Genomic DNA, 23,682 nt, shown 5'->3' with positions numbered 1-23,682 from the left:
CCGACTTGGCCACAATCCCTTCGCTAGCGCAACATCGCAATCAAAGATCGGGCAGAACCTGATCCGCCACGCCCCACCCGGCGAGGCCGGGCGACGCCGCCCGCGCGATCAGTTCGTCGGCGTCGTTGACGCTCCAGCGGTTCGCAGCGTCGAGCGCGCGGAGTTCGGTCCACGACACCGGTGCCGCGACCGGCGCCCCGGCACGCGCGCGCGCGACGTACGGCAGCACCGCGGTCGCGCCGCGCTGGTTGCGCAGCCAGTCGATGAAGATCCGGCCCTTGCGCTTCGCCTTGGACATGGTCGCGACGAACCGCTCGGGTTCCGCCTCGCCCAAAGCCCGCGCGAAGCGGTCCGCGAAATCCTTGACCGCGGGCCATTCCGCCTGCGGCGTCAGCGGCACGACGACATGGACGCCCTTGCCGCCGGACAGCAGCGCGAAGCTCACCAGCCCGAGTTCGGCAAGATGCTCCTTGAGATCCTCCGCCGCCTTCTTGACCACGTCGAATCCGAGGTCCTCGTCCGGGTCGAGATCGAACACCAGCCGGTCGGGCTGTTCGAGCGTTCCGACCGAAGACCCCCAGCCGTGGAATTCGATCGTTCCCATCTGGACGCAGGCGACCAGCCCGTCGGCATCGTCGACGTAGAGATATTCCTCGGTCGATCCGTCCTTTTCGAGGATCGGCACCTTGTGGACCTGATCCTCCTTGAAGCTCCCGGCGTCATGCTTCTGGAAGAAGCATTGCTTCGCGCGGCCTTGCGGACAGCGGACGAGGCTGATCGGCCGGTTGCCCGCGAAGGGGAGCATGATACCCGCGACCTTCGCGTAATAATCCGCGAGCTGGCCCTTGGTGACGTTCGATTCGGGGAAGATCACGCGGTCGCGGTTGCTGACCTTGACGTTGGTCTCGGGAACTTCGCCCGCAGCAACCGGTGCCGCCGCCGGGGTTTCGGCGACGACCTCGGACGCCTTCTTGTCCTCGCGCAGGCCGAGGAAACTCGAATGGCGCAGCACGCCGTCCGGGGTGGTCTCGGCGAAGGCGACTTCGGCGACGAGCTTGGGGGTGACCCAATGCGCGCCCTTCACCGCCGCGCGCGGGGCCTCGACCGTCGGAGTCTTGCGCTCGATCTTCTCCATCCGCGCGCGCAGGTCGAGCATCGTCGCGGTGTCGAACCCGGTCCCGACCTTGCCCGCGTAGATCAGCCCGTCCGGCCCGTGGACCCCGAGCAACAGCGAGGCGAACCCACGCGCCTTGCTGCTCGCGGTCCAGCCGACGATCACGAATTCCTGCCGCCGGGTGCATTTGATCTTGAGCCACGCCTGCGTCCGCTTGCCGCGATACGGCGCATCGGCGCGCTTGGAGACGACGCCTTCATAACCCTCGCGGCACATCGTCTCGAACAGCGCCTCGCCCTGCCCGACGACATGCTCCGAATATTGGACGCGCGCGTCCTTGCCGTCGATCAGCGGCTGGAGCCGGTCCTTGCGCGCGCTGTTGGCGAGCGCGGTCAGGTCCTCGCCGTCTACGCTGAGCAGATCGAACGCGAAGAAGGTCATGTCGCCGCCGGATGAGATAGCATTCTTGAGCGTCGAGAAATCGGGCTTGCCATCCTTGAACGCGACGATTTCGCCGTCGAACAAAGCGGTGGCGACCGGGAGCTTCGCGACGGCGTCGGCGATCGCCTGGAACTTGTCGGTCCAGTCGAGGCCCGAGCGGGTGAAGACCTTGGCCTTGCCCTTGGCTACCGCGATCAGCGCGCGATAGCCGTCATATTTGACCTCGTGCAGCCACTGGTTCCCGGACGGCACCGAGTCGACCAACGTGCAGAGCTGCGGCTCCTGGAACACTGGCTTCCCCGTTTTCCGGCGAAGGCCGGAATCCAGAGCAACGAGCGCAGCCTTCGTAACCCTGGGCCCCGGCTTTCGCCGGGGAACGGCAGGCTTCGCCCCCTCGGCGATCTCCACCATCGTCCTGCCGGTCGAAACACTCGTCAGCCCGGTCTCAACCAGCGTATCCGCGCCGCCCGCTTCCGCATCGCCGACCTTGCGGAGCAGCCAGTTCTCGCCCTTCTCCTTGCCGCGCGGCTTCAGCCGGATCAGCATCCACTCGCCCTTCATCCGCTCGCCATCGAGGACGAAGTGGAGATGGCCGTGCTCGAGGTCCTTCGCGCTCTTGCCCGCGATCGGCGACCAGGTGCCGCTGTCCCACAGCATCACCGTGCCCCCGCCATATTCGCCCTTGGGGATCGTCCCCTCGAAGTCGGCATAGGACATCGGATGATCCTCGGTCCGCACCGCGAGCCGCTTCTGGTCGGGGTCGATGCTGGGGCCGCGCGTCACCGCCCAGCTCTTGAGCACGCCATCGACTTCGATCCGGAAGTCCCAGTGGAGCCGGCTGGCGTCGTGCTTCTGCACGATGAAGCGGTTGCCATGACCCGGCGCAAGCGTACCCGCAGGCTCCGCGGTCTTGGCGAAGTCGCGCTTGGAATTGTACTTTTCGAGCGGATCAAGGGTCATTTTTGCTCCCCTGAGTGGAAGAGCAGGACACCTGCCTTCTCCCCTCCCTGGAAGGGAGGGGTCGGGGGTGGGGCGCTCTGCAACGGGCGACCGGCTCCACCTCGGACCAACCCACCCCCTGCCCCCTCCCTTCCAGGGAGGGGAGGATGACACACGTTACGCACGCTTTTTAGCCGGTGCGCGCTTGGCGGGCGCCTTCTTCGCCGCAGGCTTGTCCTCGGCCTTGGCGGCACTTCCCCCCATCGACTTCTTCAGCGCCGCCATCAGATCGACCACGTTCGAGCTCTTGGCGGGCGCATCCCCGTCCTTGTCCTCGATGATCTTGCCACCCTTCGACTTGCGTTTGCGCTCGATCAGATCGCGCAACGCATCGACATAGCGGTCATGGAAATCCTGCGGGTGAAACGCCCCGCTCTTCTTCTCGATCAGCGCCTCGGCGAGATCCATCAGGTCGGCATCCGGCTCGTCATCGGGAATGTCGCGGAAATAGCCCTGCGCCTTGTTGACCTCATCGGCATAGCGAAGCGTCTCGAGCACCATCCCGCGCCCGCACGGCTTGAGGCTGACGACATATTCCCGCCCGCGCATCGCGAGCTGCCCGAGTCCGACCTTCTTGGTCCGCCGCAGCGCCTCGCGCAGCACGATGAACGCTTCCTCCGCGAGGTCGTCGGCGGGCACGACGAAATACGGCTTCTCGTAATAGAGCACGTCGATCTCGCTCGCGTCGACGAACTGCGTCAGCTCGAGCGTCTTCTTCGATTCGAGCTTTACCGCGTCGATCTCGTCCTGCTCGAGCAGGACGTAGGAGCCCTTTTCATACTCGAAACCTTTCATGATCTCGTCGGTATCGACCGGACCGACCCCCGTGACGACCTTGTCGTAATGGATCGGCTTGCCGCTCGGCTCATGAATTTGCTTGAAGCTGACCTGCGCACCCGACTTGGTCGCGCTGTAGATCTCGACCGGAATCGACACCAGCGCGAGCCGGATCTGTCCTTGCCAATAGGCGCGTGCGGCCATTGCGATCGGTCCCTTCGTTGCGAGACCGATTCAATCCTTGGCGCGCTGAGTCGTTCCGGTCATCCGAGCCGACTGCGCAGAATTGCGGCTACATCGCGCGCGCCGTTCAAGACCGCGATCACGATCACGCGGTCACGCTCGACCCGGTAACAGATCACGTAGCGACGAATACGCGATGGCGCACGCCCTGGCGTGGAAAGTCTTCATGGATCGGATAGGCGAACGGGTACGCGCATAAATTCTGGCAGCACGCCCGAATCTCTTCGACAAAACGATCGGCGCGGACGGGATCGTCGCGTGCTATCCAGTTGCCGCTTTCCGCCACGTCCTGCAGCGCAGGCCGTGAAAAGATGAACCTCACCGACCGATCATCGACCGGTATTTCGCGCTCAATTCGTCGAGAAACGTCTCGCCATAGACCACGTCCCCAGCATCCGCCGCAGCGATTCCCGCTTCGATCCTGGCGCGAAGGGCGGGCGGCAGGGTGTCAAGATCGACGACGTCGTCGCGTGGCAGCGGATCAAGTTGCCAGATCGCAGCCTCGACCGCCTGCTCGAGCGACTCATAGCGCCCGCTCGATACCAATGCCTCGGCGTGCGCCTTGGCCGCTTCGCTGATCACCACCGATATCGGCATGCGCTACCTCCGCACCGATGATACGCGCGAAGCGGTGGCGATTGAAGCGGCTTTGTCCTAAAGCGCCCTGATGTCCAGCGACCCCTTCCCCCTGTTCGACGCCTGGTATGCCGAGGCGCGCGCGAGCGAGATCAACGACTCCAACGCCATGGCGCTGTCCACCGCCGATGCGGCGGGGCGGCCGTCGTCGCGGATGGTGCTGCTCAAGGGGCACGGCCGCGACGGCTTCGTCTTCTACACCAACCGCGAGAGCCGCAAGGCACGCGCGATCGCGGAGAACCCGTATGTCGCGCTGCTGTTTCACTGGAAGTCGCTCCGCCGCCAAGTCCGCATCGAAGGTGCTTTGAGCGAAGTCAGCGACGCCGAGTCGGACGCCTATTTCGCGACCCGCGGGCGTGATTCGCAGCTCGGTGCCTGGGCGAGCGAGCAATCGCGCCCGCTCGACACGCGCGACACGTTCGAGGCCGCCTTCACCGCGATGACCGAGCGGTTCGCGGGCGGCGACGTCCCGCGTCCGCCGCATTGGGGCGGCTACCGGGTCGTGCCCGACAGACTCGAATTCTGGCAGGACCGCGCGCACCGGTTGCATGAACGCCGCCTCTTCCTGCCGGACGGGAACGGACAGTGGACCGAGGGGTTGCTCTACCCATGACCGAGGAACAACGCCTCGCGATCCCGCATACCGTCCGCGCCGCCATCGCGAGCGTCGCAATGGCCTGCGGCCTGATTGCGCTTAAATCCTATGCCGCCTGGACCACCGGCTCGATCGCGATGCTCGGCAGCCTTGCGGACTCAGGGCTCGACCTGCTCGCCAGCCTCGTCACTTTGTACGGCGTGCGGCTCGCGGCGCAGCCTGCCGACCACGACCATCGCTTCGGCCACGGCAAGGCGGAGGCGCTCGCCGCGCTGTTCCAGGTCATGCTGATCACCGCGTCGGCCGCCGGGATCGGCTGGCGCGCGGTGATGGCGCTTGGCAGCAACGAACCGACCAAGGGCGCGGAATTCGGCATCGGCGTATCGATCGTCGCGATCCTCGCGACGATGGTGCTGCTTGCCTATCAGCGCGCGGTGATCCGCCAGACCGGGTCGGTCGCGATCGTCGCGGATAACGTCCATTACCAGTCGGACGTGCTGCTCAACGGCTCGGTCATCATCGCATTGGTGCTCGACCAGTATCTCGGCTGGCGCAGCGCGGACCCGATCTTCGGCATCGTGATCGCACTATGGCTGGCGTATGGCGCGTTCCGTGCCTCGTCCAACGCGATCGACCAGCTGATGGACAAGGAATGGCCCGAGGACATGCGCCGCGACTTCATCGAGGTCGCCGCGCGGCAACCGGGCATCAAGGGCATCCACGATTTCCGCACGCGGCATTCAGGCGCGCATGATTTCGCGCAATTCCACATGGAAGTAGCGCGCGACATCACCGTCGCGCAAGCGCACGAAGTCGTCGAGAACGTCGAGGTCGCGCTGCGCCGCGCCTTCCCCAAGGTCGAGGTGCTGATCCATCTCGACCCCGAAGGCCATGTCGACACCGACAATCCTCTGGTCGAAGCGGACGTGACGCCGCACTGGTTCGGAAAACGCATATGAAGCTCCCCATCACAAAGATCGACGCGTTTGCAAGCCGGCCGTTCGAGGGCAACCCTGCGGCGGTGATGCCGCTGACCGAATGGCTCGACGACGCGACGCTCCAGGCGATCGCCGCCGAGAACAACCTCAGCGAAACCGCGTTCATCGTCCCCGACACGACCGACGCGAGCGATTACGAGCTGCGCTGGTTCACGCCCACGTCCGAAGTCGTGCTGTGCGGCCATGCGACGCTCGCAAGCGGGCATTACGTGCTGTCGGGCGACCCGGCGCGCGCTGCCGTGCGGTTCCGCACGCGCAAGGCGGGAACCCTGTCGGTGACGCGCGCGGGCGAGGGCTATGAACTCGCGCTTCCGGCGTGGAAGCCCGAACCCAAGCCGCTTGCGCATATCGTCGCGGCGCTGGGACTCGAATCCGCGGTCGAGACTTTGTGGCATCCGCATCGCTACGCACTGATCGTGCTGGAACATGCCGACCAGATCCACGCGCTCGACCCTGATTTCCGCGCCTTGGGTCGCCCGTCCGCGGCGGACCCCGAAGTTGCGGGGAGCGCCGAACCCGATGTGCTGACGATCGTCACTGCGCCGGGCGACGGCACCGACGTCGTCAGCCGCGTCTTCGCGCCGGGTGCGGGGATCGACGAGGACCCGGTCACTGGCTCGGCACATGCGGTGATGACGCCCTATTGGACGCAGCGGCTCGGCCGCGACCGCTTCACCGCGTTCCAGGCGAGCGCGCGCGGGGGGCATCTGACGTGCCGGCTGGAGGGGGATCGCGTGGTGCTCGGCGGGCGGTGCGTGACGGTGCTCGAGGGGACGTTCACCCTCTGACGCCTGCGCGTGGGTCAGGACTACGGTTCGGGGCACGCCGCCGCAAAAATCACAGGGCGGCGGCAGGGTGCGCCGGGACAACGCCTGGAAAACCGCCGTCACCCCGGCGAAGGCCGGGGCCGCCATGTCAGGGGGTAAAACCGGCGTTACCGCACCCAGCTGTCCCGCCGCGCCCAGCTAACAAAACGGCCCCGGCCTGCGCCGGGGTGACGGTACGGGTTACTTCAGCAAATCCACCGCAAACACGCGCACCGTCTCGGCAATCTCCGGCCGCGTCAGCGCAACCGCGAGGTTGGCGGTCATATACCCCGCCTTGTCGCCGCAATCGTAGCGCTTGCCCTGGAAGGTTAGGCCGTGGAACGGCTGGTCGCCGATCATCCGCGCCATCGCGTCGGTCAGCTGGATCTCGCCGCCGGCACCCTTGCCCTGCGTCTCGAGGATGCGCATCACCTCAGGCTGGAGGATGTAACGCCCGATCACCGCGAGGTTCGACGGCGACGTGCCGGCCGCCGGCTTCTCGACCAGCCCCTTGACCTCGGTCAGCGTGCCGTCGCGCGTGCCCGGCGTGATCACGCCGTACATGTGCGTCTGGTTGTCGGGGACTTCCTGCGCGCAGATGATGTTGCCGCCGGTCTGCATATAGGCGTCGACCATCTGCTTGAGGCAGCCCGGTTCGCCGACCATGAAATCGTCCGCGAGCAGCACCGCGAACGGCTCGTCGCCGACGATGTCGCGCGCGCACCATACCGCGTGACCAAGGCCCGACGGCTCCTGCTGGCGGACATAGGCGACCGCGCCCGGGGTCAGCCGGGTCTGTTCGAGCAACTGCAACGACTTGCCCCGCGCGGACATCGTCGCCTCGAGCTCATAGGCAATGTCGAAATGGTCCTCGATCGCGGACTTGCCACGACCGGTGACGAAGATCATCTGCTCGATCCCCGCCTCGATCGCTTCGTCGACCGCATATTGGATCAGCGGGCGATCGACCACCGGCAGCATTTCCTTGGGGATGGCCTTGGTAGCCGGAAGGAAGCGTGTTCCCAGTCCACCGACCGGAAAAACAGCTTTGCGCAGGGGTTTGATAGCCATGGCAATATTCCTTCGAGCTCGTTCCGATTCGCGAGCTCGCGTTACCGCGCTGCAGCAGAGAATTAAAGGGCGTTACCTGTAACAAACGCGCCAGACGAGCCGCCTACACGGTGAAACTCTCGCCGCAACCACAGGCGCCTTTGGCGTTCGGATTGTTGAACACGAACCCTGCGGCAAAATCGTCCTCGACCCAGTTCATGGTCGACCCAATAAGATACAAAATCGAAGCCCCGTCGACGAACAGAATACCGCCCGGCGTTTCGATGCGTTCATCGAACGGCTTCGCCTCCGATACATAGTCGACCGAATAGGCGAGGCCCGAACAACCACGCTTTGGCGTCGAAAGCTTGACGCCGATTGCACCGGCGGGCGCCCTCTCCATCAGCGCGGCGATCCGTGCCTCAGCCGAAGGGGTGAGGATCAGCGCGGCAGGCCGCGGACGGGCGATCGTCGCCATTACAGCATCCCCAGTTCGAGTTTTGCGTCGTCCGACATCTTGGCGGGATCCCATGGCGGATCCCACACGAGATTGACTTCGGCCGAACCGACCCCGGGGACCGAGCCGACCCGAAGCTCGACCTCGCCCGGCATCGATTCCGCGACCGGGCAATGCGGCGTGGTCAGCGTCATCATCACGACGGCGTGTCCCGCTTCGGTCACTTCGACGCCGTAGATCAGACCCAGGTCGTAGATGTTGACCGGGATTTCCGGGTCGTAAATGTCCTTGAGCGCCTCGATCACGCCCTCATAGACCGCGCCACCGGGCGCACCCGCTGCATCGGCCTGCGGCTTTTGCGTAAGGAAGCCTTCGAGATAGTCGCGCTTGCGCTCGAACGTCTCGGTTGCGGCTTCGACGCGGGCGCGCGGGGGCTGCTCGACGCCCGTCACCTCTTCGATCTCGATCCGGTCACTCATGTGAAAGTCCTACCCAAAAATTCGCGTCACGCGCTCGATCCCGCGGACCAGCGCCTCGACGTCTGCGGCGGTGTTGTAGACACCGAAGCTCGCGCGCGCCGTCGAATCGACGCCGAGCGATGCCATCAGCGGCTGCGCGCAGTGATGGCCGGCACGTACCGCCACCTTCGCTTCGTCCAAGATGGTGCCGATGTCGTGCGGATGCACCCCCTGAATGCTGAAACTGACGATTCCGGCGGAATCCTCAGGCCCGAACAGGGTCAGCGAGTTGATCTGCGACAGCGCCTCGCGCGTCATCGTGACGAGCGCGGTTTCGTGCGCGTGGATCCGATCGAGCCCGATCGATTCGACATAGTCGATCGCGGCATGCAGCCCGAGCGCGCCGACGATGTGCGGCGTCCCCGCCTCGAACCGCCCGGGGGGCGGCGCGTAGGTGGTGCGTTCGAAGCTGACGCTGTCGATCATCGACCCGCCACCCTGGTACGGCGGCATCGCCTCGAGCAATTCGGGCCGCGCCCACAGCACGCCGATCCCGGTCGGGCCGTACAGCTTGTGGGCGGAGAAGACGTAGAAGTCGCAATCGAGCGCGGCAACGTCGACCGTCATTCGCGGCACCGACTGGCAGCCGTCGAGCAGGATCTTCGCGCCGACCGAATGCGCGATCTCCGCCGCGCGCTTGCCGTCGAGCACCGAGCCGAGCACGTTCGAGACATGCGCCAGCGCGACGAGCTTGTGCTGCGGCGTGATCATTGCCGCCATCGCGTCGAGATCGATCCGGTGATCGGCGGTCAGCGGAAGCACGTCGATATGCGCGCCGACGCGCTCGGCGACCATCTGCCACGGCACGATGTTGCTGTGATGCTCGAGCTGCGACAACAGGATGCGGTCGCCCGCCTTGAGCTGCGTCCCCGCCCAGCTATGCGCGACGAGGTTGATCCCCTCGGTCGCGCCGCGGACGAAGACGATCTCGTCCGCGCTGCCCGCGCCGAGGAAGCTCGCGACCTTGCGGCGTGCGGCCTCGTAAGCGAGCGTCATGTCGGCGGAGCGCTGGTAGACGCCGCGGTGGACGGTAGCGTAGCTGGCGTCATAGGCGCGGGTGATCGCGTCGATCACGGCTTGCGGTTTCTGCGCGGTGGCGGCGGTGTCGAGATACGCCCAGCCGGTTGGGATGGCAGGGAAATCCGCGACATGGTCCAGCGCGGCGGTCCGGGTTTCAGTCACGACGCTCATCCCACGCTCCCGTCATCCTGAACTCGTTTCAGGATCCAGCCCTCCACAAGTCCGGCCAGCCGGTGCGGCGCGGTGGATGCTGAAACAAGTTCAGCATGACGGCGGTTGTGGGAGTGCCTCACAACATCCGCTCCAGCGCAGCCTGCGCTGCCGCCTCGACCTGCGCACGCTCGGCCGGATCATCGATCCCGTCGAACACCGACCCGATGAACGCGCCGAGCAGCATCACCTTCGCCTGCGCCGGCGCAATCCCGCGCGACGCGAGATAGAACAGTGCGTTCGCATCCAGCTCGCCCACGGTAGCACCATGCGCGCACTTCACGTCATCGGCATAGATCTCCAGCTCGGGCTTGGCGTTGGCCGTCGCGGTGCGGCTGAGCAGCATCGCCTTGACGCTCTGCGACGCGTCGGTCTTCTGCGCATGCCGCGCGACCGCGACCTTGCCGAGATACGACCCCGTCGCGCGCCCGCCGAGCACCGTACGCACCACCTGGTTGGACGTGGCGTTAGGCTCGATATGGTTGAGCGTGGTGACGATCTCGAGCGTCTGCTCGCCCGTCCCGAGCATCGCGCCGCCGAGTTCGAAATGCGCGCCCGAGTGACACGTCACATCGATCGCGACGCGCCCAAAGCTGCCGCCGGTGTTGAGCACATGAAACGTCGCGGTCGCGCCCTCGCGCAGGATCACGCGGTAATCGCGGATCGCCACCGTGTCGGTCGCAGCGTCCTGCACGATGACGCGCGCGATCGATGTGCCGGCGGGCACGTCGATCACTTCGGTCTCGACGGGCCAGACCGATGCGACCGCTTCGAGGTTGCTGTAGTGCCACGTCTCGTCGCGGCGGGTTGGAACGGCGAGCACGTTCATCTCCCCTCCCCTTCAGGGGAGGGGCCGGGGGTGGGGCCGCGCCTCGCAGAGAGCGCAGTTCTGCTGAACTGCCCCACCCCAACCCCTCCCCCGAGGGGGAGGGGCTTGATGATGCGCAAGCGGCTCACGCAACCACCCCCGCATACCCTTCGCGCTCCAGCTCCGCCGCGAGTTCCGGTCCGCCCGAGCGAATGATCCGCCCGGCTGACAGGACATGCACGAAATCGGGCGCAACATAGCTCAAAAGCCGCTCGTAATGCGTGATGAGGATCACCGCTTTGTCCGGCTTGCGCATGATCCGGTTGATGCCGTCGCCGACAATCCGCAGCGCATCGATGTCGAGCCCGCTGTCGGTCTCGTCGAGGATCGCGAGCTTGGGATCGACGATCCCCATCTGCACCATCTCGTTGCGCTTCTTCTCGCCTCCGGAAAAACCGACGTTGACCGGGCGCTTGAGCATCTCGGCATCCATCGACAGCGCGGCCGCCTGTTCGCGCGCGAGCTTGAGGAATTCCGCACCCGACAGCGGCTTCTCGTCGCGCCCGCGGCGTTGCGCGTTCAAGGCTTCGCGCAGGAACTGCACGTTCGACACGCCGGGGATCTCGACCGGATACTGGAAGCCCAGGAACAGACCGGCAGCCGCGCGCTGGTGCGGTTCCATCTCAAGCAGGTCCTGCCCGTCGAACTCGACCGCGCCGGACGTCACTTCGTAACCGGGCCGCCCGCCGAGGACATAGCCGAGCGTCGACTTGCCCGCGCCGTTCGGGCCCATGATCGCATGGACTTCGCCTGCATTGACGCTGAGCGAGAGGCCCTTGAGGATTTCCTTGCCGTCGATTTCGGCGTGGAGGTCGGTGATTTTAAGCATCTGTCTTCCGCAAATTCGTTTGAACTATAGTCCGTCCGTCACCCTGAACTTGTTTCAGGGTCCACCGCGCCACACGTCCGGTCCGTGCCGGTTGCACGGTGGATGCTGAAACAAGTTCAGCATGACGGCAGTGTCGGGCGGCGCTTACCCCACAGAACCCTCAAGGCTGATTCCCAGCAATTTCTGCGCTTCCACCGCGAATTCCATCGGCAGCTGCTGCAGCACTTCCTTGGCGAATCCGTTGACGATCAACGCCACCGCGCTCTCCGAATCGAGCCCGCGCTGCATCGCGTAGAACATCTGGTCGTCGCTGATCTTCGAGGTGGTCGCCTCATGCTCGATCTGCGCCGACGGGTTACGCACCTCGATATACGGCACGGTATGCGCGCCGCACTGGTCGCCCAGCAGCAGCGAATCGCACTGGGTGAAGTTGCGCACGCCCTCCGCGCCCGGCGCGACGCGCACCAGCCCGCGATAGGTGTTGTCCGAACGCCCCGCCGAAATCCCCTTCGACACGATCGTCGAGCGCGATCCCTTGCCGTTGTGGATCATCTTGGTGCCGGTATCCGCCTGCTGGCGATTGTTGGTGACCGCGACCGAGTAGAATTCGCCGACCGAATTCTCGCCGTTGAGCACGCACGACGGATATTTCCACGTGATCGCGCTGCCGGTCTCGACCTGCGTCCACGACACCTTGGAATTCTTGCCCTGGCACAGTGCGCGCTTGGTGACGAAATTATAGATTCCGCCCTTGCCGTTCTCGTCGCCCGGATACCAGTTCTGGACGGTCGAATATTTGATCTCGGCATCGTCCAAAGCGACCAGCTCGACCACCGCGGCGTGGAGCTGGTTCTCATCGCGCATCGGGGCGGTGCAACCCTCGAGATAGGAGACGTACGAACCCTTGTCCGCGACGATCAGCGTGCGCTCGAACTGGCCGGTATTCTCGGCGTTGATGCGGAAATAGGTCGACAATTCCATCGGGCAGCGGACGCCCTCGGGGATGTAGACAAAGGTCCCGTCACTGAACACCGCGGCGTTGAGCGTCGCGAAGTAATTGTCAGTCATCGGCACGACGCGCCCGAGCCACTTGCGGACGAGCTCGGGATATTCCTTGATCGCCTCGGAGATGCTGCGGAAAATGACGCCTGCGGCCTCGAGCTCCTTGCGGAAGGTCGTCGCGACCGAGACGCTGTCGAACACCGCGTCCACAGCGACACGGCGCTTGGGCTGGCCGTCCTCGCCAAGCTCCTCGACGCCCGCGAGCATCTTCTGCTCGGCGATCGGGATGCCGAGCTTCTCGTAGACGCGCAGGATCTCGGGATCGACCTCGTCGAGCGAACCCAGCTTGGGCTTGGGCTTGGGCTCGGCGTAGTAGAACGCGTCCTGGTAATCGATCGGCTCGAGATTGAGCTTCGCCCAATCGGGTGATTCGAGCGTCTGCCACAGGCGAAACGCCTTCAGCCGCCAGTCGAGCATCCACTGCGGCTCGCCCTTCTTGGCGGAGATGAACCGGACGGTGTCTTCGCTCAGCCCCTTGGGCGCGAAGTCCTGTTCGATGTCGGAGTGGAAGCCCCACTCATAGGTCTTGTTGACGGCCTCATAGGCCTGCGCATTCTTGGTAGCCATCATGCAATCCCTGCCGCGCGGCGGCGTTCAGCTAATCTAAGATTCTTCGTGTCTTTGTGGCTTTGTGCGAGAAAGTCTGCCTCGCACAAAGGCACTAAGCCACGAAGGAAGAAGGGGGAGGTGTTGATCATGCCGGTGCCCTCGACAGGCTGGCCAGCGAGACACCGTCGAGCGCGCCACGGACGGCGCCGTTGACGACGTTCCAGTGCGGCTTGACCCGGCAATCGCCTTCCAGCGCGCAATCGTGGCGGCCCTCGTCGACACAGGTCGTCATCGCGATCGGCCCCTCGACCGCCTCGATGATCTCGGCCAGCGAGATCGCCGCGGCGGGGCGCGCGAGGCGGAAACCGCCACCGGTGCCGCGCGTGCTCTCGATCAGCCCGCCCGCGGACAGGCGGCTGACCAGCTTCTGCACCGTCGGCAGCGGCAGCCCGGTCTCCTCCGCGAGCAGCGTCGCGTTGAGCCGGCACGACGAGCCGCAATGTCGCGCGGCGGCGGACATCATCACGACGGCATAGTCGGCAAGGCTGGAAAGACGCATGAGCTCCAATCGGACAATATTGGTAGGATTGCAAATGGGGGTGCGTGGTGAGTCGGTCAAGGGCTGTCCAAGGGTCGCGTCCCCCTTGCGGCCGTCACCCTGAACTTGTTTCAGGGTCCACCGCGCCACAAGTCCGGCCTGTGCCTGCTGGACGGTGGATGCTGAAACGAGTTCAGCATGACGGCGCGTGCGCTTTGACGCAGGCCGGCACCAGTGTCATCAGGCCCGCATGCTGTTCCCGCTCCTCCGCCCCGCGCTGTTCGCGCTCAATGCCGAACAGGCGCACGGCCTGACGATCACGCTCCTGTCGCGCTTCCCGCGCACCGCCCCGAAAAGCGCGCCGATCCTGCGGACCACCGTCGCCGGGCTCGATTTCGCCAACCCGCTCGGACTCGCCGCCGGGGTCGACAAGAATGGCGAAGCGATCGACGGCTTTTTCGGATTGGGCTTCGGCAGCGTCGAGATCGGCACGCTGACCCCGCTCCCGCAAGCGGGCAACCCGCGCCCGCGGCTGTTCCGCTTGCAAGAGGACGAAGCCGTCATCAACCGCATGGGCTTCAACAACGGCGGGATCCACGCCGCCCTCCCCCGCGCGAAGGCCGCGAAGCGGCGCGGGGTGCTCGGCATCAACGTAGGCGCGAACAAGGACGCACCCGACCGGATTGCGGACTACGCACACGGCGTTGCAGCGGCGGCACCGATCGCGGACTATATCACGGTCAACATCTCGTCCCCCAACACCCCGGGCCTGCGCGATCTTCAGCATGGCCGCGAACTGACCGACCTGCTCGCCGCCGCAGACGATGCGCGCCGGATCGGCAAGACACCGCGCCTGTTCCTCAAGGTCGCGCCCGATCTCGAAGCGTCCGCGATCGACGCGATCGCGCGCTCGGCGATCGAGCATCATGTCGATGCGCTGATCGTCAGCAACACGACGATCTCGCGCCCCGACCTGCGCTCGGCCAATGCGGGTGAGACGGGCGGACTGTCGGGCGCGCCGCTTGCGCCGCTCGCACGCCAGCGGTTGCGCGATTTCCGCAAGGCGACCGGGGGCGCGATGCCGCTGATCTCGGCGGGCGGGATCGACAGCGCGGACGAAGCCTATGCCCGCATCCGCGCGGGGGCGAGCCTGGTGCAATTGTATAGTGCGCTGGTTTTCCATGGGCCGGGCTTGGCGCAGCGCATCCTGCGCGGGCTGGCGGAGGCGTTGCAGCGGGACGGGTTCGCGAATGTTGCGGCGGCGGTGGGGGCCGAGGACTGAGGTTCGCCGTGCGTCTGCGCAGGCAGGAGCCCAGGGTAAAGGGCGTAGCGTTTGTAACTCTGGATTCCTGCTTTCGCAGGAAAACCGAACACGATTGAGCGGAAGCGCGCACCTCTAGCGGCTTCTCTTTGCGTCTTTGCGGCTTCGTGTGATCCAGCTTTGCTTCTTCCAGGCCCTATCGGCGCGGTGCAGCGGGACAGGTTGGCGAGCGTGGCGGCGGCGGTGGGGGCCGACGGCTGAGGTTCGCCGTGCTCCTGAACAGGCAGGAGCCCAGGGTAAAGGGCGTCGCGTTCGCAACTCTGGATTCCTGCTTTCGCAGGAAAACTGCATAGGATTGAGCGGAAGCGCGCACCTCTAGCGGCTTCTCTTTGCGGCTTTGCGGCTTTGCGCGATCAATCCTTCCTTCTTCCCGGCCCCGCCCCGCGCTGCACCCGCGCGAACCTGCGGCCGTCGAACGCGCACCCCGGTGGATGCTGAAACGAGTTCAGCATGACGGGGGATGGGGAAGCGCGCCGTACCGAAACCCCAACCTTGCCTGACCATCAAAGCGCGCTACGGTCCCGCGCATGTACAAGTCGTTCGTAACCCTCGCGCTCCTGCTGCTCGCCCCCACCGTCGCCGACGCGCGGCGGACCGACCCCAAACCTGCCGCTACCCAGGCCGGAACCGGCATGGTCAGCGCCGCCGACCCGCGCGCCGCCGCCGCTGGCGTCGAGATCCTCAAAGCCGGCGGCAGCGCGACCGATGCCGCGATCGCGACGATGCTCGCGCTCAACGTGGTCGAGCCGCAAAATTCGGGGATCGGCGGCGGCAGCTTCATGATTCATCACGATGCCGCCGCCAACGCGACGACCAGCTTCGACGGCCGCGAAGCCGCCCCTGCCGCCGCCGATGCGCGCTGGTTCTATGGCAAGGACGGCCAGCCCCTCCCTTTCACCCAAGCCGTTCCTGGCGGGCGCAGCGTCGGCGTGCCGGGCAACTTGCGGATGATGGCGCTCGCGCACAAGCGTTACGGCGTGCTTCCCTGGGCGCGGCTGTTCGCGCCCGCGATCAAGCTCGCGCAGCTCGGCTTCACGGTCACGCCGCGGCTCCACAACGGGCTCGCCAATTTCGGCGACCGGCTCGATCCCGCCGCGCACGCGCGCTTCTTCCCCGTCGGCAACGAACCCGTCGCGGTCGGCACGATCTTCCGCAACCCCGCGCAAGCCGCGCTGTTCGCGAAGATCGCCAAGCAGGGTCCGGATGCCTTCTACAAGGGGCCGGTCGCGCAGCGGATCGTCAAGGCGGTCAACACCTCGCCGCGCAATCCTTCGAAGATGACGCTCGCCGACCTCGCCGGTTACCGCGCCAAGGAACGCGCCCCGATCTGCGGCACGTACCGTGTCTACAAGATCTGCGGGATGGGCCCGCCGGGATCGGGCGGGGTCGCGGTGCTGATGATCCTCAAGCAGCTCGAACGCTTCGACATGGCGGGCCTCGGCAAGACCAGCCCGGTTGCATGGCATCTGTTCGCCGAATCCGAACGCCTCGCCTACGCCGATCGCGACATGTACCTCGGCGACCCCGAGAAGGTCGACGTCCCCGCCAAGGGCTTGCTCGACCCCGCCTATCTCGCGCAGCGCTCCGCGCTGATCGCGACCGACCGCACGATGCCAAGCGTCAGCGCGGGCACGCCCCCCGGTGCCCCTGCGCGCCAGCTCGCGCCGAACGCCGACGTCCCCGGCACGAGCGATCTCGTCACGGTCGACCGGCGCGGTAACGTCGCCGAAGTCACCACCACGATCGAAAGCTATTTCGGATCGGGCCTTTCGGTCGACGGCGTGCAGCTCAACAACGAGCTGACCGACTTCGATTTCGTCCCCGAAAAGAACGGCAATCTCGTCGCCAACCGGGTCGCCGGGGGCAAGCGCCCGCGCAGCTCGATGTCGCCGACGATCGTCTATAACCCTGACGGATCGGTCCGCATCGCGATCGGCGCGGCAGGCGGCTCGACGATCATCGCGCAAGTGTCGAAGGCGCTGATCGCGGTGCTCGACTGGAAGATGAGCGCGCAGGATGCGATCGGCCTCGGTTTGCTCTATGCTCCGGGCCAGACCGCGGCGGCGGAAAAGGGCACGCAGCTCGACGCGATGATCCCGGCGCTCCGCGCGCTCGGCGAACGCGTGGTGAGCACGCCGCTCGGGCTGAAGGCGAATGCGATCGAACGCGTGGATGGGCGCTGGGTCGGTGCGGCCGATCCGCGCAGCGAAGGCGTCGCGATCGGTGAGGACGGGCGCAGGACCGAGATCGTCCGGGTCGGCGCGCTCGCCAACCGCCCGCCCGAATAAGCCGCCCGAAGTATCACGCGCAGTCGAACACGACGCGCCAAAGGGAGAGACCGATGCGTACTCTTGAAACCTTCCCCAACCTCGTCGCGATGTTCCTCGCGCGCGTGACCGAGCAAGGCGATGCGCCGTTCCTGTGGCACAAGGCGGGCGGGGCGTGGCGCTCGCGCAGCTGGACGCAGACCGCGCGCGAGGTCGCGAGCCTGGCGGCGGCGCTGAAGGCGATCGGGCTGGTGCCCGGCGACCGCGTCATGCTGGTGAGCGAGAACCGCCCCGAATGGTGCATCGCCGATCTCGCGATCATGGCGGCGGGGTGCATCACCGTGCCGACCTACACGACCAATACCGAGCGCGACCACACGCATATCATCGAAAATTCGGGCGCCAAGGCGGTGATCGTCTCGACCGCGAAGCTTGCGAAGACGCTGCTCCCCGCCGCGATCCGCGCGTCGACCGCGAAGATCGTGATCAGCATCGAAGATTTCCGCAGCGGCCAGCAGGGCGCGCTCGAGTTCCATCATTGGGACAAATTGCTCGCGGACCATGCCGCCGAACCGTCGACGATCCACACCACCGCGACCCGCGACGATACCGCGTGCATCATCTACACCAGCGGCACCGGTGGCGCGCCGCGCGGGGTGATGCAACATCACGGCGCGATCCTCCACAATGTGTTCGGCTGCTGCACGATCATCTCGGAGGATTTCGGCTGGGACGACGAGATCTTCCTGTCGTTCCTGCCGCTGAGTCACGCCTATGAACATAGCGGCGGGCAGTTCTTCCCGATCGCGCTGGGATCGCAGATCTATTATTCGGAAGGGCTCGACAAGCTCGCGTCGAATATCGAGGAAGTCCGCCCGACGATGATGGTCGTCGTGCCGCGGCTGTTCGAACTGCTCCGCGCGCGCATTTCGAAGGCGGTCGAGAAGCAGGGCAAGCTCTCGACCTATCTGCTCGGGCGGGCCGAGGCGCTCGGGAGCAAGCGGGCGGCGGGCAAGGCCGGGTTGCTCGACAAGCCGATGGATTTGTTGCTCGCCGCGACGCTTCGCCCCAAGATCCAGAAACGCTTCGGCGGGCGGATCAAGGCGATGGTCTCGGGCGGCGCGCCGCTGACGCCCGAGGTCGGCACCTTCTTCGACGCGATCGGGATCACCGTGCTGCAAGGCTATGGCCAGACCGAGTCCGCGCCGGTCATCTCGTGCAACCGCCCCAAGGTCGGGATCAAGATGGACACGGTCGGCCCGCCGCTCGCCAATACCGAGGTGCGGATCGCGGAGGATGGCGAGATCCTGGTGCGCGGCGAGCTGGTGATGAAGGGCTATTGGCGCAACGACGCCGAGACCGCGCGGGTGCTGAAGGCCAACGGGCGCGAGCCCGACGACAAGGGACTCTGGTTGCACACCGGCGACATCGGGGTGATCGATACCAAGGGACGGATCCAGATCACCGACCGCAAGAAGGACATCATCGTCAACGACAAGGGCGAGAATGTCGCGCCGCAGAAGGTCGAGGGGATGCTGACGCTGCAACCCGAGATCTCGCAGGCGATGCTGTTCGGCGACCGGCGGCCCTATATGGTCGCGGTGATCGTCCCCGATCCAGAATGGACCCAGCAATGGTGCGCGCGGAATGGCGATGCGTGCAACTTCAAGCGGCTCGCGGAGAATAGCGAATATCGCACCGCGCTCGGCCATGCGGTCGAACGCGTGAATGCCGAGCTTTCGCTGACCGAGCGGATCCGCCGCTTCGTGCTGGCGGACGAGCCGTTCGCCATCGAGAACGAGCAGCTCACCCCGTCGCTCAAGATCCGGCGGCACGTGCTGAAACAGGTGTACGGCGCGCGGCTGGAGGGGCTGTACAAGGCGTAACCGCGCCCGCCCCCTTTGCGCCGTCGCCACGATCGCTGGACGGGACGGCGCGGTGGTGCGACGATAGCGATACCATCCGCCAGCTCCGGGAACCGCCGATCGTGTCGCACCACACCCTAGCCTTCGCCAACACGCATTGCGCGGGCGGGCCGACGCGCCGCACCCTCATCACGGGGATGACCGCGCTTGTGGTGGCGCCCGCCTTCCCTGCGGCGGCGCTGGCCGCGGACACCGCGCCCGGGATCGAGCGCCTGTCTCCCGCCGCCGACCGCTATCTCGCGCCCGGCACGACGATCGAGACGATCGCCACCGGGATCCGCTGGGCGGAAGGGCCGGTGTGGGTTCCCGCGCTCACCGCGCTGCTGTTCTCGGACCCCCCCGCCAATCTGATGCGGCGGTGGACGCGATCGGGGGGTGTTGCGCCGTTCCTGACGCCGTCGGGTGCCGCCAACCCCGACCCGAAGACGATCCGCGAGGCGGGATCGAACGGCCTCGCGCTCGCGGCGGATGGCGCGCTGGTGATCGCGGACAGCGGCAGCCGCGCGCTGATGCGCTACGATTTCGCGAGCCGGAAACGGACCACGCTGGTCGATCGCTATCGTGGCAAGCGGTTCAACAGCCCCAACGACCTCCACATCGCGCGCTCGGGCGCGGTCTATTTCACCGATCCGCCCTATGGCCTGGTCGACGGCGACACCTCGCCGCTGCGCGAACTGCCGCACAACGGCGTCTATCGCTGGACGCGCGGTGGGGAGACGGTGCTGATCGACGGGACGCTCACCCGCCCCAACGGGGTCGCCTTGTCGCCCGACGAGCGCAAGCTCTACGTCTCGGTGTCGGACGACAAGGCGCCGCGGATCATGGTCTACGATCTCGACGTGCGCGGATTGCCGACCGCGCGGCGGGTGTTCCTCGATGCGGGCACGATGCACGGTCCCGGCCTTCCCGACGGCATGAAGGTCGCCGCGGACGGGACGCTGTTCTGCAGCGCGCCGGGGGGCTTCTACCTGATGACTCCCGAGGCCGAACCGATCGCGCGGATCGCCAATGGCGGCCCGATCGCGAACGGCGCCTTCGGCGAGGGGGGACGGACGCTGTTCCTGACCGCGAACGATCGCGTGCTGCGGGTCCCGCTGGCACGGTCGGCGACGGCGCGGGGGTAGCGTGACGACGGTTCGACCGAAGTGGGGAGCGGTTTTCTTCTAGCCGCCGTCACCCTGAACGCGTCCCAGGGTCCACCGCGCAGCAAGTCCGGTCCGTGCCAGTCGCGCAGTGGATGCTGAAACAAGTTCAGCATGACGGCAGGGGGGGAGAGACGTCGCTCAAAACCACCGTCACCCTGAACTCGTTTAGGGTCCACCGTGCTACAAGTCCTGTCCGTGCCCGTTGCGCGGTGGATGCTGAAACAAGTTCAGCATGACGGCGGGGTTGGAGGGCCGAACGGCAGAAGCCGTCACTTCGCCTTTGGCACTACCTGCATCGTCCAGTCCTTGTCCGGCCGCAGATACTTGACCGCCGTTTCCTGCAACTGCGCCGCGGTCATCGAGGAGATGTCGCTGTACAGATGCATCAGCGCGACGATCCTCGCCGGATCATAGACCGCGCCGTCCAGCTGGTTCATCCAGAACTGGTTGCCGGTCGACTGGCGCATGATCGCCTGCTGCATCGGGCCGATCGTGCGCTTCAGTTCGTCCTCGTCGATCGGCTTGGACACCAGCTCGGCCGCAATCTCGCGCGACAGCTTGAAGAACAGCGGCACGTTCGCCGGCGCGACCTGCCCGATCGCGACGATCCGCCCGCCGCCGGGCTGCCCCACCGGCCAGTTGCTCGACACGTTCGGGCTGTAGCTCGCGCCCGCCTGCGACCGCAGCCGATCGAACAGGCGATCGCTGAAGATCGCCGCCAGCACGTCCAGACGCCGCGCGTCGGTCAGACCCGCTACACCGCTCCCCGTCGGCCAGGCGATGACCGCCGCCGCCTGGTTCTCGGGGCCATCGTGCGTGCGCACGACCGGCGTCAGGTTATGCGCCGGGAACCGAACCGGGGGCGGGGCGACATTGACCGGTGCCGCACGCGGCGGCAGGGCGCCGAGCGTCTTCTGGACCGCTGCGATGGCGGCGTCGGCCTTGATGTCACCGAACACCATGACCTCGACCGGCCCCGTCTTCAGCAGCGGCTCCCAAAGACCGCGGAAGCTCGCGGGCGACGTCGCCTCGATCGCCGCCTGGCTCGGGGTGCCCCAGCGCGGGTCACCATCGTGCAGCAGCCGCTCGAGATCACGCTGCAACACGCCGTCCGGCGACGAATTGTAACCCGGGAATGCAGAGATCGCGACGCTGCGCGCGCGCGCCAGCGGGGCGGGATCCCAACCCGGTGCGGACAGCGCCGCCGCCATCAGGCGCAGCTGATCGGACAGGTCGGCCGGCGATGTCAGCGCATTATAGGTGAACGCGTCTTCATCGATGCCGAAATCCAGCCCGATCCGGCGTCCCGAGGTCAAAGCGTCGAGATCGCCTTGCTTGAGCTTGCCGATGCCGCCCGCAGTGAGGGCGAGGTCGGCCGCCCAGGCGGGCGACTCCTTGTCGGCCGGCAGCGCGTTATATCCCCCGCCGAAGCGGACGCGGACATAGACGCGACTGTCCTCCGACGTGGTGGGATAGACCAGCACGCGGACGCCGTTCGACAGCGTATATTCCTGCATGTCGAACGGCTTGATCGGCGTCGTCGACGTGATCGTGGCGGGCGCGCCGAGCTTGGGAAGCTGATCGAACGAGACGTTCCCCTGGCGCAGTCGCTTGCCCGCCAGCCCCTTGACGTCGGCCTTCAGCGCATTGGCGAGCGACGCCTCGATCCCCTGCTCGGCGGTCGGGGTCGAGATCAACGCGCGCGGTGGCGTGCCCTGGAACAGGCGGCGCGTCGATTCCAGGATCTTGGCGGGCGCGAAATAGCCCTTGGCCACGGCATCCTCGAACACCTTCTGGATCACGTCGGGGGAGGTCGTCGTCTCGCGGATGTCGACCGCCTGCACCATGTCGTCGGCTTCCTTCGCCCCGGCTTCGGCACGATAGGTGTCGACCTGCGTGCGGAACTGGACGCGCTGCTCGGCGAGTTCGCGCTCGACCTCGGCCTTGGTCGGCGGGGAGGTTTGCGCATCGGCAATCACCGCCCGCACGTCCTTGACCGCGGGCGCCCACGCGTTGCCCACCGGCAGGATCGTGACGAACGTCCCGTTGGCAGAGCGCGACGGATCGTCCAGCCGCACCGCGGCCGCGATAAAGCTGCCACCCGAGCGTGCGCGTGTCTCCAGCCGACGGTTGATGATCGCGAGGCCCAGGAAGTCGACCAGCCGCTTCTGGTTGAAGATCACCGTATCGTCATTGTAATGCCAAGGCCGCAGGATCGCCATCTCGATCCGCGCGGCAATCCCTGGCTCGACCACCGCCTTGGTCGTCGATTGCTTGGGATCGGGCTTGCCGAAATCGGGATCCGCCGGGGCCGGACCGATGCCGCGCCAGTCACCGAAATTCTTCGCGACCATCGCTTCGAGCTGGGCCGGGTCGAAATCCCCCGCGACGACGACGACCGCGCGTTCGGGGCGATACCAGCGATCGTGGAACGCCTTGACGCTGTCCGCGGTCGCCGCCTCCAGTTCCTTGACATGCCCGATCGGCGAACGGTCGGCGAGTGGCTGCCCGGCGAAGAAGGTGGCGTTCAGCGCGTTGACGAAGCGCACCTGCGGTCCGGGCGCCTCCCGCTGCTCGGCAAGCACGGCGGGCCGTTCCGCGCCGAGCGCCAGCGTCGTGATGTTGGGACGCGAGACCATGCCGGCCAGGATCTTGAGACTCTCGTCGATCCCGCCCGCAGTCGCGCTGGGCAGGTCGAGCTTGTAGACGGTCTGCGTCGTGGTCGTCTGCGCGTTGGTATCCGACCCGAAGGTCGTTCCCATCCGCTGCCAGATCCGCTTCGCCTCGCCGTCCGGCACATATTGCGAGCCGCGGAACGACAGGTGCTCGATCATGTGGGCAAAGCCGCGCTCGGGATCGGTCTCGTACAGCGAACCGACGTCCATCCGCACGCGCACGGCGATCTGCCCGGGCGGCACGCCGTTCTTGCGCACGGCATAGCGCAGACCGTTCTTGAGCGTTCCGAACCGCCACGCCGCATCCGGCGTGATGTCACTGCCCTTGTAGAGCCACGCATCGCGGTTCGCGATCGCAGCCTCGCCCGCCTCTGCGATGGCGGCGGCGCTTGCGGGGTGCACGGACGACGGCGTCGTCGAGGGCGCCGGCGCGGTCGCGGCAGGACCGCTCTGCTGGGGTGCTGCACCGATGATGAGGGACGACAGAAGGGCGAGGCGCATCTTGCGCTGAAGCGAAGTCATGGTTCGACGATAGCGGCGGAATCCCGCCACCGCCAGCATTCAGGCGGATCGCGCAAACGGCCAGATCGGCCGCGATCATCCCTTGCGATCCGTGCAGCAGCGCGCCACATGACAAGC

Annotated in this window: 20 protein-coding genes; 7 read left to right on the top strand and 13 right to left on the bottom strand. The window is 66.3% G+C overall.

Going from position 1 to position 23,682, the window contains the following annotated elements:
* Positions 1-40: 40 nt before the first annotated feature.
* The 4 genes from ligD to L8G49_RS16540 all read right to left on the bottom strand — a co-directional run bounded on the left by ligD (position 41) and on the right by L8G49_RS16540 (position 4,171).
* Complete coding sequence (gene ligD, locus L8G49_RS16555; protein ID WP_242186814.1) at positions 41-2,515, bottom strand: DNA ligase D; 2,475 nt, start codon at positions 2,513-2,515, stop codon at positions 41-43.
* Between the two features lie 156 nt (positions 2,516-2,671).
* Positions 2,672-3,535, bottom strand: coding sequence for a Ku protein (locus L8G49_RS16550; RefSeq protein ID WP_242186813.1), 864 nt, complete (start codon positions 3,533-3,535; stop codon positions 2,672-2,674).
* 154 nt (positions 3,536-3,689) lie between these two features.
* A complete protein-coding gene (locus tag L8G49_RS16545; RefSeq protein ID WP_242186812.1) occupies positions 3,690-3,896 on the bottom strand; it encodes a type II toxin-antitoxin system RelE/ParE family toxin in 207 nt (68 codons plus the stop codon).
* Complete coding sequence (locus tag L8G49_RS16540) at positions 3,893-4,171, bottom strand: hypothetical protein (protein WP_242186811.1); 279 nt, start codon at positions 4,169-4,171, stop codon at positions 3,893-3,895. The genes L8G49_RS16545 and L8G49_RS16540 overlap by 4 nt, the downstream gene beginning before the upstream one ends.
* Before the next feature lie 70 nt (positions 4,172-4,241).
* Here L8G49_RS16540 and pdxH point away from each other — a divergent pair, with 70 nt between their 5' ends.
* The 3 genes from pdxH to L8G49_RS16525 are packed head-to-tail and all read left to right on the top strand — an operon-like array spanning position 4,242 to position 6,591.
* Positions 4,242-4,823 (top strand): pyridoxamine 5'-phosphate oxidase, encoded by a 582-nt coding sequence (gene pdxH, locus L8G49_RS16535; protein ID WP_242186809.1) that lies wholly within the window; start codon positions 4,242-4,244, stop codon positions 4,821-4,823.
* On the top strand, positions 4,820-5,764 hold the full coding sequence (locus L8G49_RS16530; protein WP_242138456.1) for a cation diffusion facilitator family transporter: 945 nt from the start codon (positions 4,820-4,822) through the stop codon (positions 5,762-5,764). The genes pdxH and L8G49_RS16530 overlap by 4 nt, the downstream gene beginning before the upstream one ends.
* Complete coding sequence (locus tag L8G49_RS16525) at positions 5,761-6,591, top strand: PhzF family phenazine biosynthesis protein (protein WP_242186808.1); 831 nt, start codon at positions 5,761-5,763, stop codon at positions 6,589-6,591. The genes L8G49_RS16530 and L8G49_RS16525 overlap by 4 nt, the downstream gene beginning before the upstream one ends.
* Positions 6,592-6,810: 219 nt before the next feature.
* On the opposite strand, the gene galU is transcribed toward L8G49_RS16525, so the two are convergent.
* The 8 genes from galU to L8G49_RS16485 form a co-directional block, all read right to left on the bottom strand.
* On the bottom strand, positions 6,811-7,680 hold the full coding sequence (gene galU / locus L8G49_RS16520) for a UTP--glucose-1-phosphate uridylyltransferase GalU (protein ID WP_242138454.1): 870 nt from the start codon (positions 7,678-7,680) through the stop codon (positions 6,811-6,813).
* Positions 7,681-7,783: 103 nt separating this feature from the next.
* On the bottom strand, positions 7,784-8,137 hold the full coding sequence (locus tag L8G49_RS16515; protein ID WP_242186807.1) for an iron-sulfur cluster assembly accessory protein: 354 nt from the start codon (positions 8,135-8,137) through the stop codon (positions 7,784-7,786).
* Positions 8,137-8,595 carry an SUF system Fe-S cluster assembly protein gene (locus tag L8G49_RS16510; protein WP_010162122.1) on the bottom strand — a complete coding sequence of 153 codons (459 nt, stop codon included), beginning with the start codon at positions 8,593-8,595 and terminating at the stop codon, positions 8,137-8,139. Before L8G49_RS16510 ends, L8G49_RS16515 begins: the two co-directional genes overlap by 1 nt.
* A gap of 9 nt (positions 8,596-8,604) precedes the next feature.
* Entirely contained in the window at positions 8,605-9,825 is a 1,221-nt protein-coding gene (locus L8G49_RS16505) for a cysteine desulfurase (protein ID WP_242186806.1), read from the bottom strand.
* A gap of 118 nt (positions 9,826-9,943) precedes the next feature.
* A complete protein-coding gene (locus tag L8G49_RS16500; protein WP_242186805.1) occupies positions 9,944-10,693 on the bottom strand; it encodes a SufD family Fe-S cluster assembly protein in 750 nt (249 codons plus the stop codon).
* Positions 10,694-10,817: 124 nt separating this feature from the next.
* Positions 10,818-11,561: a Fe-S cluster assembly ATPase SufC gene (gene sufC, locus L8G49_RS16495; protein WP_242186804.1), complete on the bottom strand. Its 744-nt coding sequence runs from the start codon at positions 11,559-11,561 to the stop codon at positions 10,818-10,820.
* 144 nt (positions 11,562-11,705) lie between these two features.
* Entirely contained in the window at positions 11,706-13,190 is a 1,485-nt protein-coding gene (gene sufB, locus L8G49_RS16490) for a Fe-S cluster assembly protein SufB (RefSeq protein ID WP_131530406.1), read from the bottom strand.
* Positions 13,191-13,317: 127 nt separating this feature from the next.
* Complete coding sequence (locus L8G49_RS16485; RefSeq protein WP_131530404.1) at positions 13,318-13,731, bottom strand: SUF system Fe-S cluster assembly regulator; 414 nt, start codon at positions 13,729-13,731, stop codon at positions 13,318-13,320.
* A 229-nt stretch (positions 13,732-13,960) separates the two neighbouring features.
* Here L8G49_RS16485 and L8G49_RS16480 point away from each other — a divergent pair, with 229 nt between their 5' ends.
* The 4 genes from L8G49_RS16480 (at position 13,961) to L8G49_RS16465 (ending at position 20,347) form a co-directional block, all read left to right on the top strand.
* Positions 13,961-14,992, top strand: a complete 1,032-nt coding sequence (locus L8G49_RS16480) for a quinone-dependent dihydroorotate dehydrogenase (RefSeq protein WP_242186803.1) — start codon at positions 13,961-13,963, stop codon at positions 14,990-14,992.
* 566 nt (positions 14,993-15,558) lie between these two features.
* Positions 15,559-17,319, top strand: coding sequence for a gamma-glutamyltransferase (gene ggt, locus L8G49_RS16475; protein ID WP_242186802.1), 1,761 nt, complete (start codon positions 15,559-15,561; stop codon positions 17,317-17,319).
* A 53-nt stretch (positions 17,320-17,372) separates the two neighbouring features.
* Complete coding sequence (locus L8G49_RS16470) at positions 17,373-19,184, top strand: AMP-dependent synthetase/ligase (protein ID WP_242186800.1); 1,812 nt, start codon at positions 17,373-17,375, stop codon at positions 19,182-19,184.
* Between the two features lie 101 nt (positions 19,185-19,285).
* Positions 19,286-20,347, top strand: coding sequence for an SMP-30/gluconolactonase/LRE family protein (locus tag L8G49_RS16465; RefSeq protein ID WP_242186799.1), 1,062 nt, complete (start codon positions 19,286-19,288; stop codon positions 20,345-20,347).
* A gap of 290 nt (positions 20,348-20,637) precedes the next feature.
* On the opposite strand, the gene L8G49_RS16460 is transcribed toward L8G49_RS16465, so the two are convergent.
* On the bottom strand, positions 20,638-23,565 hold the full coding sequence (locus L8G49_RS16460; protein WP_242186798.1) for a M16 family metallopeptidase: 2,928 nt from the start codon (positions 23,563-23,565) through the stop codon (positions 20,638-20,640).
* Positions 23,566-23,682 lie beyond the last annotated feature (117 nt).

The sequence above is a fragment of the Sphingomonas sp. CARO-RG-8B-R24-01 genome, assembly GCF_022662295.1.
Taxonomy (GTDB): domain Bacteria; phylum Pseudomonadota; class Alphaproteobacteria; order Sphingomonadales; family Sphingomonadaceae; genus Sphingomonas.
This window is presented reverse-complemented; position numbering and strand designations above follow the sequence as displayed.